The 14,582-nt window shown below is 43.2% G+C and carries 14 protein-coding genes and 1 tRNA gene; 6 read left to right on the top strand and 9 right to left on the bottom strand.

Annotated elements, in window-relative coordinates; genetic code table 11:
- Positions 1–38: 38 nt before the first annotated feature.
- The 6 genes from PHI47_RS08755 to PHI47_RS08730 are packed head-to-tail and all read right to left on the bottom strand — an operon-like array spanning position 39 to position 6,074.
- Positions 39–1,256, bottom strand: a complete 1,218-nt coding sequence (locus tag PHI47_RS08755) for a peptidoglycan DD-metalloendopeptidase family protein (RefSeq protein WP_299936313.1) — start codon at positions 1,254–1,256, stop codon at positions 39–41.
- On the bottom strand, positions 1,257–2,069 hold the full coding sequence (locus PHI47_RS08750) for a cell division protein FtsX (protein ID WP_299936311.1): 813 nt from the start codon (positions 2,067–2,069) through the stop codon (positions 1,257–1,259).
- Positions 2,056–2,727: an ABC transporter ATP-binding protein gene (locus PHI47_RS08745; protein WP_299936309.1), complete on the bottom strand. Its 672-nt coding sequence runs from the start codon at positions 2,725–2,727 to the stop codon at positions 2,056–2,058. The genes PHI47_RS08750 and PHI47_RS08745 overlap by 14 nt, the downstream gene beginning before the upstream one ends.
- Positions 2,720–3,895, bottom strand: coding sequence for a tRNA (guanosine(46)-N7)-methyltransferase TrmB (gene trmB, locus PHI47_RS08740; protein WP_299936306.1), 1,176 nt, complete (start codon positions 3,893–3,895; stop codon positions 2,720–2,722). Before trmB ends, PHI47_RS08745 begins: the two co-directional genes overlap by 8 nt.
- 3 nt (positions 3,896–3,898) lie before the next feature.
- Entirely contained in the window at positions 3,899–5,152 is a 1,254-nt protein-coding gene (locus PHI47_RS08735; protein WP_299936303.1) for a hypothetical protein, read from the bottom strand.
- Positions 5,097–6,074, bottom strand: a complete 978-nt coding sequence (locus PHI47_RS08730) for an RluA family pseudouridine synthase (RefSeq protein ID WP_299936300.1) — start codon at positions 6,072–6,074, stop codon at positions 5,097–5,099. Before PHI47_RS08730 ends, PHI47_RS08735 begins: the two co-directional genes overlap by 56 nt.
- Positions 6,075–6,241: 167 nt before the next feature.
- On the opposite strand from PHI47_RS08730, the gene PHI47_RS08725 reads away from it, so the two are divergent.
- From PHI47_RS08725 to PHI47_RS08700, 6 genes are all read left to right on the top strand, one after another.
- Positions 6,242–7,351, top strand: coding sequence for an FtsW/RodA/SpoVE family cell cycle protein (locus tag PHI47_RS08725; protein WP_299936297.1), 1,110 nt, complete (start codon positions 6,242–6,244; stop codon positions 7,349–7,351).
- 34 nt (positions 7,352–7,385) lie between these two features.
- Positions 7,386–7,461, top strand: a tRNA-Ile gene (locus PHI47_RS08720).
- Between the two features lie 459 nt (positions 7,462–7,920).
- Positions 7,921–8,070, top strand: a complete 150-nt coding sequence (locus PHI47_RS08715) for a lmo0937 family membrane protein (RefSeq protein ID WP_299936294.1) — start codon at positions 7,921–7,923, stop codon at positions 8,068–8,070.
- Positions 8,071–8,092: 22 nt separating this feature from the next.
- Positions 8,093–9,205 carry a phospholipase A gene (locus tag PHI47_RS08710; RefSeq protein ID WP_299936291.1) on the top strand — a complete coding sequence of 371 codons (1,113 nt, stop codon included), beginning with the start codon at positions 8,093–8,095 and terminating at the stop codon, positions 9,203–9,205.
- A 175-nt stretch (positions 9,206–9,380) separates the two neighbouring features.
- Positions 9,381–9,767, top strand: a complete 387-nt coding sequence (locus tag PHI47_RS08705) for a PA2779 family protein (RefSeq protein WP_299936289.1) — start codon at positions 9,381–9,383, stop codon at positions 9,765–9,767.
- Between the two features lie 52 nt (positions 9,768–9,819).
- Entirely contained in the window at positions 9,820–10,731 is a 912-nt protein-coding gene (locus tag PHI47_RS08700) for a PA2778 family cysteine peptidase (RefSeq protein WP_299936286.1), read from the top strand.
- Positions 10,732–10,742: 11 nt separating this feature from the next.
- Here the strand turns inward: PHI47_RS08700 and PHI47_RS08695 are convergent, their stop codons facing one another.
- Genes PHI47_RS08695 through PHI47_RS08685 form a run of 3 tightly spaced genes read right to left on the bottom strand, consistent with a single transcriptional unit; the run spans position 10,743 to position 14,477 of the window.
- Positions 10,743–12,155 carry an SDR family oxidoreductase gene (locus PHI47_RS08695; protein WP_299936283.1) on the bottom strand — a complete coding sequence of 471 codons (1,413 nt, stop codon included), beginning with the start codon at positions 12,153–12,155 and terminating at the stop codon, positions 10,743–10,745.
- A 49-nt stretch (positions 12,156–12,204) separates the two neighbouring features.
- Complete coding sequence (locus PHI47_RS08690; protein ID WP_299936281.1) at positions 12,205–13,527, bottom strand: deoxyribodipyrimidine photo-lyase; 1,323 nt, start codon at positions 13,525–13,527, stop codon at positions 12,205–12,207.
- A 2-nt stretch (positions 13,528–13,529) separates the two neighbouring features.
- Complete coding sequence (locus PHI47_RS08685; protein WP_299936278.1) at positions 13,530–14,477, bottom strand: DUF523 and DUF1722 domain-containing protein; 948 nt, start codon at positions 14,475–14,477, stop codon at positions 13,530–13,532.
- Between the last annotated feature and the right edge of the window lie 105 nt (positions 14,478–14,582).

Below are 14,582 nucleotides of genomic sequence, written 5' to 3'. Positions count from 1 at the left end.
AGTTCTCTTCAGCAGAGTGCTCATTTTTTAATCCGTATTTAACGGATCATTTGCAGAGGGTCAATGTGTGCATTGCGCTGGGTTACCTGGAACATGAGTTCTCTTCCTACACGTCCGATGATTGAACCTTGTTTGATACGTTTGCCTACTTCGACCGTAGGGGCGATTTTATCCAAGTGAGCATAAATGGTATGAAGACCATTGTCGTGCTCAATAATGACAACATTTTCAAGCATAGCGGTCGGTTTAGCAAAAATAATTTTTCCGTTAAGTACCGTTTTGACTTTTGCATCGGCTTCGGTAGGACGCAATGAGACGGAGTCATTAAAGATTTTAATCCCATATACCGGATCCGTGTAGGGACCGAAGCGTTTGGTGACGACATAACCATCCAGCGGTGCAATGGTATGTTCGCCGACATATCCTGCGACGCTTGATGGATTATAATCCGCAACGGCTTGTTTAACATCTGCGGGAATGGGTTTACTGCCCGGTTTGGGAGCAATAAGCGGTGGAAGTGCTTTTTTAGGCTGAACGACGGCTTGGCGTTTGATGATGTTGAGACTTGCTAATGTGTTTTGCAATGAACGTTGTTGGTTTAGGACTTTATCCAATGATTTTTTATAGACACTCTTCTCTTTTTCGAGTTGAACGATCGCTTTTTCATTCTCTTTTTTGGTCTCTAATACTTTGTTTTTTTGTTGATCGATGACGGCAATAGATTGTTTAAGAACGGTTGTTTTTGACGAGAGACCGGCAATCTTTTCGTTGTTTTCGAGGAACATAGTATTGAGTGCTTTGATATCTTGATTAATCTGTTTTAGGTGCAGTTTGAGTGCTTCTTCGGTGATAAGTGCATCCGCTTCTTTTGCACGGTCATCGTTAATCAGCAATGAGATAGAAGTATTGCGCGCAATGGCGAAAACGAGACGCTGCTCAATCTCATTTTGGGTTTTTGTCAGGAGAACTTGTTGGCTCTCCAACCCTTTGAGCGTCGATTTGTTGGATTGATATACCGTCTCTTTGGATTGCAGTTCTTGGACAAGGGTGTCGAGATGCTGTTGTTGCGTCCCGACGATTTGCTTTTGCTGCATGATTTTGGATGCGGTTTCTTCGAGTTTGGCGCTGAGACTGGTATATGTTTGTTTGGTCTCAATCAATTTTTTTGATGTTGTTTGAATCTTTTCATCGATTTTCGCTGCAGGGGCTGAAATCGACAGTAAAGAGACTAAAAGCAATGAGAAGGAGAATTTCATTTATTCCTCTTCTTCATTTCCGATAACGATCGTCAGTGTGAGAGCGATGGCAACACCTAGTGCGATGAGCAGCGATCGGACACCATCATTGAGGAAATTGAAAAGCTGGATTTTAATCCCGACGGTTTGCAATAATACATCCATCCATCCGTATTGATCGATGACAAAAAAAGCGAGACACAACACGATTGTAGCGATGATCGCATCAACAATGGCCAGACGAAAGAGTACTGCGGAACGCAGCCACATCGGTGCACCGAAAAGGGCCATAATAGACATCCGATCCGAATGCTGAAATTGCCATAAACGCATCTCTTTTAGGATGAGCAAAGAGGTGACGGCAGCAATAGCGATGGAGAATACCTGCACAACGTCTTTAAAGAGCAACATCAGTTTATAAACGGTGTCGTGTGTTTGTGCATATCCTTCTACCCGTACTATTGCAGGGTTTTTCTGAAGTCGTTTTTGAAGTTTTCCAATCTCTGAGGGTGTCGGAAAGCGGTTCAAATAGAGACGGTAGAACTTCGGAAGGGTTAGCTTGAGCAAATCAAGATTTTGTTTGGTCATCTCTCCCTGAAGTCGGTTTAAAACCTGATCGGTCGCAATGGCTTCACTGCGCTCGACCAAATTATCCATTGCTTTGAATTCAACAGGGGTGAAGGTTTTATTGGAAACTACGATAATTGAATAATCATTTTTAAGACGTGTTTCGTATGCCGCAATGGTACGATCAACCGCAACGTAAATCTGAACCGCGAATAAAACCGTAAAGAGGGCGACGATAAGTGAAATATGATTTTTAAGAGACTTCATGGATATTCCCTAATTCGATATGAAAATGTTTGTACGGTACGGTGATCTCGGATGGGATATGGTGGGTAACAACGACGATGGTTGTTTTGAGCTGACTATTCGCCCCCTCTAACAAATTCCATATCACTTGCGATGAGTATTCATCCAAATTCCCGGTAGGTTCATCCGCCAAGATGAGAATCGGGTTATGCGCCAATGCTCGTGCCATAGCGACACGCTGTTGTTCACCGCCGCTGAGTTCCGGCGGATATTTACCCGCTTGATGGATCAGTTTGACGTGTCCGAGGAGTTTTTGTACCTGTGCACCGCTCACATCTTTGGTATAGCCTGAGATGATGAGGGGAAGCATCACATTTTTTTCTATCGTCCACTCTTTGATCAGTTTGTAGTCTTGAAAAACCACACCGATGTGACGGCGGAGAAAGTTGAGTTTCGAGGTGCTGATTTTATTCATCTTCACCCCGCCTACCATGAGCGATCCGGCTCTGGGTGTGATCGCTCCGTAGAATGATTTTAGGAGTGTTGATTTGCCGCTTCCGCTGGCACCGGTAATAAACACAAAACTCCCCGCATCGATTGAAAAGTTCGCTTTGCTGATGATGCTTTCGAACTCTTTGTATGAGAGGGAGAGATTTTCCGCAATAATGACTTTATCCATGGATCAACTCGTTTAATAAGATATGGGCTTTTAAGTTTGCGCTTGATGGGACGGGGGGTGTCGGGAAATAACGTGCCGTGCCGTTTTGGATAATGACATAGGTACTCTCAGGTCGGTCAAAACTTCCCATGGAAAGACGGAGCATACTGCCGTCTTGGCCTATGGTAAAGGTACGTTCGACATGTAAAAAGCCCCATTCGCATTTGTAGGTCTCTTTATTGATGCGATCGGTAACCGTATAATCGATTGGAGTAGAAGTGAAAGAAAAATCCCCGATCATATCAGGTTCAGGGCTTTCGGATTCACAGGTAAAGGTGACATCGTAGATATTTTTTTCCATCTTTTTCCAGCGGTCTTCGTATTTACTCACGATCGCGATCTCTTGATTTTTACGTACATCAAAACGGCTTATTGCCGGAGAACTGAACGTCTCAAGGGCAAATCGGTAATAGTTTTCACTGTCGGTACGAAGTTCGAGTGTTCCGCCGACCTTTAAGACACGATCGGATTCTTGTAAAAACGCTTCCGAAATAACACGTCGATGCGGTTTCTTATCCCACGGAACTGGAAAATGGACGTAGATTTTACCGACGATATTGGAAGGGACAAATTCTAAAAAGAGGCGTGCATCGTAATCGAGTACCATGATGTTGGAAAGATTTTGGATGACGATTTGTTTAAGTGCCTGTTCGATGGAGGGTTTGTGAATTTCTAGTCCGATAAACAAGACATCGGGATTGGCGGCAGCTTGATGGAGTAAATGACGGGCTGAACCGAATCCGATCTCGATACGCACTTCACGATCACGTGGGAAATTTTCGACGAAAAAAGGGATCGATTTTAGGGCATCATGGGTTTTGAGATGGGTGTTTTCAGGGGCATTATCGACATTGGAATCGAGGATGTGAGAACCTGAACACTCAGCGTAGGCCAAAAGAGCATGTTTGACTAAAAAATTAGGGGAGGGACGGGTAACCTTATCGCTTTTGAGGAGTTCTTTATTCTCAGTTTTTTTATGAACCAAAAAGAATTCTCTACCTTTATAGCGGGTAGCGATAAGTGCTCCACCGCCTAGGTTTTTGTAGTCTGCTTGGAAAAGAAACTCTACATCACCGCACTGAACAGGTAATGCGAGCGGTTTAAATGATTCGAGATTTAAATGCGGCATACTTTATTTTGCCTCGAAACTGAGTTCAATCGCTTGCGTCGGGAGAGAACGGATACCGTCTTTGTCGACACTCATGATTTCATACGTATAGCTGATATCCGGTTTGATATCGGTATCGCGGAAATTAGTACCGGTAATATTGTTGATATCGATAGTCTCACGGCTAATCCAGCTGGTTTTTGTCGTTTTGACAACCGTATAAGAGACGGTACGCGGATCATTGTTTGTCCATTGCAGTTCAACAGTTTTGTTGAGTATTTTTCCTTCATACGCGATCGGTGTCTGCGGTTTTGAGAGAGTAGAACCTTGAGTCGCTACCGGTGAAAGAGGACTTTCTAATCCGTCTTTATCCACGGCGGTGATTTTGTAAAAATAGAACTTCCCGTCTTCGGTAATTTTATCGGTGAAACTGGTTGTTTCAAGTTTGACATGGTAATCAAACGTTCCGTTGGGAGTGGAAGCACGATAAATGTTGTAGTGACTGAAGTCACTTAACGGACTCGGTTCCCAGCTTAAAGTGATAGCACGAGGTACATTGTTGGTAGAGGTAATGTTTTTGATTTCCGGTGGGAGCGGTTTGGTAACGACTTTAGTCACTTCACTCGGATCGGTTGCCAGTTTGTCAAACGTCGTCGCTTTGATACGGTAAAAATAGACTTGTCCGTCTTTGAGGTCTCGATCGATGAATTCAGCATTCAGACGTCCCGTAATGGTGGCAACGGTATTCCATTTTTGATCGGTTGCATCTTGACGTTCGATGATATAGCCGTTAATTTTTCCATTAGGATGCGGACGCCAAAGTAGTTTTGCACTGCGGGGCATATTGCCGACCGATTGGAAAAAACTGATCGGAGCGATCATCGGCTGTGTTGCAACGATCATGGTTTCACTTCCCACTGATTCGGTTTCGGCTTTGGTGAATGTCGAGAAACGGTATTGGTATTGTGAAGCAGGCACAAGATCGTTGTCCACATAATGGGTTGAAAAACGGCTATCGATAGTTGCGATACGCTGCAGCTTTTGATCCTCGGCACCCGGCGTGTTACGATATACGTATACCCCGTTTACCCGTGTGTCTTCGATAGGCTTCCATTCAAAAGCGGCAGATGTGATATCGGCGATAAACCCGTTCATAGAAGGAGTAGGGAGCGTCGAATCAATCGTTACTGTTTTTTGAGGCGTTGGCTGAGACGTACAACCACTAAAGAGAATCAGAGCTAAAGAGGTGCTCAATACGTATCGGATCGATGAGTGCATGTAATTCCTTTGGATCAAAATGTTTATTTAAATAATCTTCCACAACCGGGTCCAAAGAAGCGGTGAAAGTCACCTTTTCATGGGAGGTAGGATGGGTAAAATAGAGTATGTAAGCATGAAGCAAGATACGTTCCATCTTGTCGCTTTTCGTGTGGCTTCCATAGAGATGATCGCCGATGATATGGCGGCTGATTGACTCCAAATGGACCCGTATCTGATGGGTTCGTCCGGTGTAGAGTTTACAGACAATCAGCTCTTCCGTTTCATCATGGCTTGGGAGGAGTTTGCGAAACTCGGTTTTGGCATTTTTGCCCGTTTCACTGATCGCCATTTTGAGACGGTTATGGGCACTTCGTCCAATCGGACGGTCGATAATCGTGATCTCATCTTTCATCGGAGGATTGACGACCGCCAGATAAAAACGTCCCATGGTTTTGTCTTGGAGCTGAAGAGAGAGGGCTTCGTGGGCTTCATTGTTTTTAGCGATAACCATCGCTCCGCTGGTTCCGCGGTCGAGCCGATGGACGATGCCGTGGCGCTCTTCGCCGCTGAGGGTTGAGAGGGCGATTCCTTTGTGTTTGAGCCAGTCTACTAGGGTCGGTTCTTTGACGCTTGGTGCGGGATGGACGGTAAGGGAACTCGGTTTATTGATTACGAGGATGTCATCGTCCTCGTACAAAATCTCGACGTCAAAATCGATCTCCTGAGCAGGGGTCGATTTTTGCTCAGGGAAGATGATATAGACAGTTTGACCCTCTTTGAGTTTTAGTCCTGCTTTAGAGGTGGCTTTACCATCAACGCTAACGCATTCTTGATCGATGAGCTGGGTGATTTGGTTGCGGGTCTGTCCTAACTGCTGCGTTAAAAAAACGTCCAAGCGGACTGCAGTATCGGTAGTGAAGTGAGCTTTTGCTTGTGTCAAAAATGTGACCTTTATTTGGATAAATTTGTGTAGAATCCTCTGCCTCGATAGAGGCAAGCTTTAGTGCCATAGCGGCGAGCGTAGCTAAAGGGATTTGATTCCTTTGGCGTTAAAAATTAATATCATAAGCCCGCTATGCTACAATTAGCAAAAAAATAAGGACCGTAGTGCTTAATATTGATCGCCGAATTTTAGCACACTTTGATTTCATAACGGTTATCTTACTGATTCCGCTCATATTTACTTCAGGTTGGCTCATTTACGAGATACATCCTGTTTTGGGACAAAAGCATTTAGTCTATGTTTCCGTAGGAATCGGTGTCTTTATTACCCTTTTTCTCCTCCCGATTAGACGGATGGTGTGGATGATCCCTATTTTTTATTGGGTGAGCATTTTGCTCCTTATCGCCGTAGAATTCGTCGGACATGCGCGGCTCGGGGCACAACGGTGGATTGAAATACCGTTTATACACTTTACCCTTCAGCCCTCGGAGCTCCTGAAACCTGCATTCGTGTTGATGCTCGCCTATCTCATCAGCCGTAACCCGCCGCCGAGAGACGGTTATGGACTTAAGGCGTTTGCAAAACTCTCGTTTTTCATCCTCTTTCCCTTTTTACTGATCGCAAAAGAGCCTGACTTGGGGACAGCAACGGTGTTGGTGATGCTGGGATTCGGGATTTTGTTTATCGTTGGGGTACACTGGAAAATTTGGGTCGGTTTGATTGCAACGTTCATCATTTCGTTACCGCTCATCTATACGCAGCTGCATGATTATCAAAAGCAGCGTTTGACCGATTTCGTCGGTGAAAAACCGAGTTACCACGTCGAACAATCAATGATTGCTGTCGGATCGGGAGGATTTTTCGGTAAAGCCAAAGAAGACGCAACCCAAACACAGATGAAATTTTTGCCCATCGCATCAAGTGACTTTATCTTCGCCTACGTGGTGGAACGATTCGGATTTTTCGGGGCATTTTTACTTATATCACTCTATGCCGCTCTCATTATCCATCTGATGATTACCGCATTCTGGGCGCAGGATTATTATATCAAGGTGGTTGCCGCAGGGATATCTCTGCTGTTTTTCATCTATATGGCGGTCAATATCGCTATGACGATCGGAGTTGCCCCCGTCGTCGGTGTCCCGCTTCCGATGTTTAGTTACGGTGGGAGCAGTTTTGTAAACTTTATGGTCCTGTTAGCGATTTTGGAAAACCTTGTTGCCTACCGATTTCGTTATCTTTACGGCGATACGGGTAAAAAAAGCTTCGTCTAATGATAGAGCGTTTATAATACCGCTCCACAAAAACGGGTCAATAGTTCAGTGGTTAGAGCCCCCCGCTCATAACGGGGTTGTCCCAGGTTCAAGTCCTGGTTGACCCACCACCTTCAAACCTCATAAATACGTACTTTCACGAGATTTTCACAATATGCATCCAAATGATATTTTTAACTGAGTATACTTTTGTTGAAGCATTTAATAGTATTTTCAATTGAATATTGCTCTACTAAGAAATTGTTTTTGTCAATATTATAGTAGATAAATCCCCCAAGCTCTGAGTATGGAAGCTTCTTTTTATGCCAAACATGTCTGTCAAGTGACCTTTAAAAACAATATATCTTACAATATCATATCGCCATTTATTAATCAATAATTTAATCTCTATCGACAAGGATAAATTATAGATAAGTATATTAAATAAAATTATAACTTAAATACTTTTGTTTATAAATATTTGGGTTATAATGTTAATAAATAATTAGGTATATTAGAATAAGTTTTGAGAAATTACGTCAAGCGATATTTAAAAATGACCATTGAGTAATACATAAAAGGAGTCAGATATGTTGTGGACAATAGCAGTAATCTTATTGGTTCTATGGGCATTAGGACTGGTCAGCAGTTACACATTGGGTGGATTTATCCATCTATTGCTAGTCATTGCTATCATAGTTGTTCTTATCCGAGTGATTCAGGGACGACGACCGCTCTAAAGAGCAAAAAAAGGAAAATCGATTGAAACTATTGCTATGGCTAATATTCTTAAATATTGCATTGATAGCCGATAGCATGAAGCAGCCTGCAAGATCTTTTCAAGATATTGAAAAATCAGCTCGTAGCGGGGATCGATATTCCCAATATCAATTGGCTGTAATGTATGAAACCGGATCGGGTACTGAGCAAAACATGAGAAAGGCTTTTTACTGGTATAAGCAAGCCGCACACAACGCAATAGTTAATATAGAAGCTAATACTTCTATGAGTGTCGATAAACAGGTCTATCAGATCGATCCGGCTACCGACAAAGAAATGCAGAAATTTGGGATTGAGCATTTGGATATGCCAAAAAATTCCGAGGAACGTAAATCGTTGGTATCTACAATGTTTAGTAACTTCGGAATACTTCCCCATGAAAAAAATTATTTACTTCCCTTTTCATATACTACCGTAGATTACGAGAAACGAAACAGTATAGACTACCCTGGATACAATGTTTTTAATAGCAATATTGAAACAGAATTTCAGATAAGTTTTAAAAAAACGTTTAGTTATAATTTACTGGATTTAAATGAAATTCTTTCGTTTGGGTACACGCAAAAAGTCTGGTGGCAGTTGTATTCAGCTTCAGCCCCTTTTCGTGAAACGAATTACAAACCTGAATTTTGGATAACCATTCCTACTACACGTGCGTTAGATTCCCAAAGCGGTTTAAAAGATATCAGTATCGGATTTTTACATGAATCCAACGGTCTTGGAGAACCATTATCTCGAGATTGGAACCAAGTATATTCAGATTTGGATTTTCAATATAATGATTTACTGATCCAACTAAGAGGATGGTATGTTCACGCCAGTCGTGATAATAAAGACATTACTTCATATCTCGGATATGGTCATATGAAGTTTAAATATCTTTATGGTCAACATCAATTTGAACTAACGTTGAGAGATAATCTTTATTTTAATAGGAATAACCGCGGCTCAATCGAAGGTGAATGGTCCTATCCAATCAACAACTCTAAAAATAATTTTTGGTATATAAAGGGTTTTAGTGGTTATGGCGCCAGTTTAATGGATTACAATCATCAACAAAATCGTTTAGGAATCGGGTTGTTGATTTCCAGATAAATATAGGCATTTTTTTATTCTGAGGTAAGGTTTTATTTAACAATACTTGTATATTTTTTTCTTATAAAACACTAAGGTATGTTTTACATGAACATACTTATAATTAATAGAGAAAAATTCACTGTTAACAATGAGGCAGTAAAATGCCGATTGAAAACAAATTAAAGGAAAACAGATGAAGATGTCAAAAGTGATTTTATCGTTCGTATTAAGTATCACACTGTTTGCCCAAGTTTCATGGGCTCAAATGGCTTCGACTGAGGCAGTTTTGGAACAACCTGTGTCGGTTTCGTCGCACGAAAAAGTGAGTCAGTTTGTTGCGCGTGAGGATGTCGCAAAAACGTTTGAAAGTATGGGTGTTGATCCTAAAATGGTTGAACAAAGAATTGCCCTGATGAGTGATGAAGAGGTATCAAAAATCTCTTCTCAAATCGATACATTGCCGGCTGGCGGTGATTTTGGAGGTATCGTAGGAGCGGTTGTTTTTGTCTTTATCGTTTTATTGATTACCGATATCCTCGGATTAACAAAAGTATTTGGTTTTACCCGCTCAGTTCGTTAATAGTATGCTGTATTACTACCGCATAGTACTATATGCAATCGTTGCCGCTATCATGGCAACAGGTTGCGTTCCTAAAGATCCGTTTCCTCCTGAGCAACATTACGCATCATCCGCCATCAATGTCCCTTTTATCCCTCCCCGTTCAGAGTTGTGCGGTTCAACATCCATTGAAATGGTTTCTTCGTATTGGCAATCTACAACCTCTTTTGTCCCTAAACTGTCCATGCAAGAACTGGATGGTCGTACACTGATTCCGGCAAAAGGGGGTACCTTACAGATAGAACTGGTTACCGCCGCACGCTCTGAGGGTCTGATTGCTTATCCGTTGGAACCGACCTATGAAGCACTGTTTTCAGAACTCTCTGCGCATCATCCGGTGATTGTGTTGGTAAATCGCAGTTTTTCATGGCATCCGCTTTGGCACTATGCGCCGGTGATTGGATATGATGAAGAAAAACGAAGCATCCTCGTCCATTTTTCCGATCAGCCAAACGAAGCAGTATCCCTTGCAACCTTTGCCGCACTGTGGAAACGAAGCGGTAATTGGGGAATTGTTCTTCTACCGCCGGGAGAGCTTCCTTCATCGGTTTCACCAAAAACATTTCTCCGTTCTGTGTATGAATTTGAGAAAACAGGGGATGTTGAGGGAGCTATTAGGGGATATCAAAGTGCACTGATGCGCTGGCCGGATAATACGGAGATCCTTTTTGCTTTAGCCAACGCTAATTACAGTGCATCACATCTGATTGAAGCAGAGGAAAATTATCGCAAGCTGTTAGCACTGAATCCCTCGCATCCTCTTGCATTGAATAATTTGGCAATGGTTTTATGTCAATCTCACAGATCGGAGGAAGCATTAAAATTGCTCGATAAGGTTGTGAGTGATGATCCTAAAATACAATCCTTGATAAAAGCTTCACGGGAAGAGATTGCGGCGGGTTGTATTACACTTCCAAAAAAATAGTATAGTTTTCATTACGAGCGATTTAGAATCGAATGAGCCATATTCGTGAAGATCAGGTAATGTAACGGGATCAGGATGTACCAGTAGAGTCGACCGATGATCCCATACGGGTAAAAATAGGCACTTTGGATTAGCTTGCCATCATGAATTTTAAACTCCAGCCACGCCTTTCCCGGAAGCTTCATTTGGGCGAACAAAAGCAACCGTTCGTTTTCAACCAAATCCACCACTTTCCAGAAATCGACACTGTCTCCGATACGGAGTGTGGTGGAATCACGGCGTCCGCGATTGGTTCCAGCACCTTTGAAAAGTTTGTCGATAAAACCGCGCAGACTCCAGAGCCAATCGTATCCGAACCATCCGTTTTCTCCTCCGATCGAACAAAAACTCCGAAAAACTTTTTCGTGTGTAAGGGTATTTAATTCGATAACACGGCGATCCATAAACAGTGCATCGGCAATATCATGGGAATGATCGATCTCCCATGCCTCTGAACCGCTGTCGCTCCATCGGCTGAGCACTTGATTCGATTCGATCTCACTGATAGCTTGTTTTACCGTCTCTTCGAGTGTTTTGGGATGGATTTTAAAGTATTCATGTTGCAGATTATTACTTACCGTCACTTCACTGCGCAGCCCTTCGATCAGTGAACTGGAGACACTGTAGGGAACAGGGGTGAAGATGGCAAGCCAATACGAGGAGAGCTTCGGAGTTAAAACATTGACCGGGATGAGATAGCGTTTTAACCCCATAGCTTTTGAAACACGCAGCATCAAATCACCGTAACTCATTGCCTCATCCCCTAAATCAATCATCAGGTTTGTGGTTGCAGGGAGCTCAAGCGCAGCTAAGAGAAAATCGATAACATCATCGACACCGATAGGTGTGACGAGTGTCCGAACCCATTTGGGGGTGATCATAATGGGGAGTTTTTGAACTAAGTGCCGAATGATTTCGAAGCTGGCACTTCCTGAGCCGATAATAACTCCGGCTCGAAACCAGATACAGCGTACTTTATCGGGACGGGAACTGAGAATTTCTCCTGTCTCTATACGGCTGAGGAGATGTTCACTTCCCGTTTTTTTATCTCCCAAACCTCCCAAATAGATAATGGTTTTTACATTTTGGCGCACACAGGCATCGACGAAATTCTGAGCGCTTTGACGATCAATTTCTCGAAAATTGCCGTGATTGAGCCCGTGGATGAGGTAGTAGGCGACATCGATACCTCGGAGTGCATCATCGAGCGTTGCGGGATTGAGAACATCTGCGGTCACGATTTGGGCATGTTCTTGAACAGCAGAGGATAAACTGTTCGCATTGCGCACCATTAATCTAAGCTCAATATCATCTTTAGAGAGTAAAGCGTATTTGAGGCGTCTTCCTATATAACCGTTAGCTCCGGTAAGTAAAATACGTTTCACGGGGAGACTCCTATAGGGTAAAAATTGTATTCATTATAGTGTAAAAAGATTAGGTTGAAAATGTATTTTTAAAATATTCCAATGCCCTCTTGGAACTTTGTTTATGATCCACAATGGGTTTAGGATACTCACACCCAGAGTCAGGAAGATATTTTTTGATATAAAGTCCCTCTTTATCAAATTTAGCACTTTGGGTGTAGGGGTTGAAAATTCGAAAATACGGTTGTGGATCGACTCCCGTCCCCGCGCTCCATTGCCATGAGAGGATGTTGGAAGCCGCATCGTAATCCATTAGATGCTCTGCAAAAAATCGCTCTCCCCATTGCCACGGCAGCAGCAGATTTTTCGTGAAAAACGAGGCACAGATCATCCGCACACGGTTGTGCATCTCTCCAGTACCCAATAACTCACGTATCCCTGCATCGACGATGGGGACTCCGGTACATGCTGTGCAAAATGCCTCAAAATAGTCGTTATTGTCGACTCCTCTGAACGGGTAGCGGAAGTTCTGATCCACGAGACGGGGGAACTGAGCCAAAAGCATCGCATAAAACTCACGAAAAATGAGCTGACGGAAAAATGGTTCGGTATCTACTCCCAACTTTTTTTGCTCCACCAACCATCGAATCACTGCTCGGATCGAGATCGTTCCAAACCGCAGATCAGTGCTCAACCTGGAAGTTGCATTCAGTGCCATAAAGTCGCGATCATGGGGATAAGTACCCAGTTTCGAAGCAAACTGTTTTAATTTGTCCTCAGGGAGGAGAAGCTGATGAGGTGATAGCGATTGCTCAAAAAATCCGATCGAGGTGAGGGAGAGGGGGACTTTGGTATGCGTATCTCCCTTGATACGGTGGATATCCTTATAATCAAAGGGGATAAGGCTCTGAGGAACAGCCATCGATTCCGCCATATGTTCAGGCCGAAACACTGCTTTTGCACGGTTGTAATAGGGGGTGAAAACGAGGTAAGGTGAGCCATCGTTTTTGAGGACTTCATCCGGTTTGAAAATGTACGTATCGTGTAGATAGGTAAATGGGAGAATATGCGATACTTCACGATCCCGCTCACGCGCATAGGGATCATAATCTCCCGATGCACATATGTCATAATGCGATTCTTGCGCTAAAAACCATTGAAAAACTTCGGTCGGTTTTCCATAAAAGAGGGCTAAATCGAGACCACGGATTTTTAGATTCTCTTTCAATCGTATCAGTGCATTAAAAATAAAGCTCACCCGACGATCGTTAGCGGAGAGTTTTTCGAGTATATCGGTATCGAAAATAAAGATGGGGAGGACGTTTCCCTCTTGAGATAGGAGCGGATTATCTTCTACTCTTAGATCACGCCGAAACCACAAAATACGACGCATACTCATTTCCCGCTGCTGATATGAGAACGTAAGGAAAGCGTTTTTGGGTAGGGGGTTAGAAACGTTTGGTCGAGGAGATAGTCGGTGTTGTATTTTTTGGCATAAAGATGGATTGTCGATGAGGGGACGATGAGGGGGATGATTTTTGAGGCGTAATCATCGATTTGGGTGTGTAATATCTCTTTTTCACTCTTGGTCAGTTCACTTTTGAAAAATCCTGCTAAATGTTCTAATACGTTACGGGTTTTTTTGATCGAGCTTTTTCGCGCGATCGCGGTTTTAAACCCCAACTCGTAGATCCCTAACAGTGTCTGGAGTGTATGGTTTTCTCGGTTTGCGACGATATTCCCCAATTCACGGTAAAGAGCTTCGTCTTTGGATTGAAGCATGAATTTGTTGATCGTATGAAAACGAACCAAATCGCCTATCGAGGGATTGGTTGCTTTGAACTGCTCATACGCATCATACGCAAATATTTGCATCACGAAGTTTTCCCTTAGCCATGCATCTTCAAGCCGTCCTTCCTCTTCCATCGGCAGCAAAGGAAATCGCTCGCGGCACAGATGCATGAACACCCCGTCTTCTTTCCCTTCGCAGTAACCGTTTTCGAGATAGAGTTTGGCACTTTTCATCCCACAGCTGGGTGATTTGGATTTGAAGATGATTCCGCAAAGTGACTGGGATTCGAGTCTACTCAACTCATCACGACTCGTTTGGATCAGCGCGTCTGTCAGATTGTTACCGCTTTTGTTCGAATGAACCTGTATAGTTCCCTCTACACTGACAAGACGAACAGAGGGGCGTGGAGTCCCGAAGGCTAAATGTTCAGGACAAAAGGGGATGAACTCAGCAAAAGCAGAGAGTTCATCGGTGATGAAACGGTCACGTTTGTGTCCGCCGTCAAAGCGGATTTTTTCGCCCAGAAGGCAGGAAGATACAGCGAGTCTCATGGAATAATCCCTTTTATACATAGTCATAGTGTAATAGCGCTGAACTTAAAAACTCTTCTTGCAGTTCACGATTGCTCCACATAACGCTCCTATACTGCTACAAAT

This window comes from Sulfuricurvum sp., assembly GCF_028713855.1.
In the GTDB taxonomy this organism is placed as follows: domain Bacteria; phylum Campylobacterota; class Campylobacteria; order Campylobacterales; family Sulfurimonadaceae; genus Sulfuricurvum.
Note: the sequence above shows the minus strand (reverse complement) of the source record. Positions and strands in the feature narration are given on the sequence as shown.

Coding starts and splice junctions, on each gene's coding strand:
- PHI47_RS08750 (WP_299936311.1), bottom strand. CDS start 2,069: ATGAAGTCTCTTAAAAATCATATTTCACTTATCGTCGCCCTCTTTACG.
- PHI47_RS08685 (WP_299936278.1), bottom strand. CDS start 14,477: ATGAGACTCGCTGTATCTTCCTGCCTTCTGGGCGAAAAAATCCGCTTT.
- PHI47_RS08745 (WP_299936309.1), bottom strand. CDS start 2,727: ATGGATAAAGTCATTATTGCGGAAAATCTCTCCCTCTCATACAAAGAG.
- trmB (WP_299936306.1), bottom strand. CDS start 3,895: ATGCCGCATTTAAATCTCGAATCATTTAAACCGCTCGCATTACCTGTT.
- PHI47_RS08705 (WP_299936289.1), top strand. CDS start 9,381: ATGAAGATGTCAAAAGTGATTTTATCGTTCGTATTAAGTATCACACTG.
- PHI47_RS08755 (WP_299936313.1), bottom strand. CDS start 1,256: ATGAAATTCTCCTTCTCATTGCTTTTAGTCTCTTTACTGTCGATTTCA.
- PHI47_RS08690 (WP_299936281.1), bottom strand. CDS start 13,527: ATGCGTCGTATTTTGTGGTTTCGGCGTGATCTAAGAGTAGAAGATAAT.
- PHI47_RS08715 (WP_299936294.1), top strand. CDS start 7,921: ATGTTGTGGACAATAGCAGTAATCTTATTGGTTCTATGGGCATTAGGA.
- PHI47_RS08700 (WP_299936286.1), top strand. CDS start 9,820: ATGGCAACAGGTTGCGTTCCTAAAGATCCGTTTCCTCCTGAGCAACAT.
- PHI47_RS08735 (WP_299936303.1), bottom strand. CDS start 5,152: ATGCACTCATCGATCCGATACGTATTGAGCACCTCTTTAGCTCTGATT.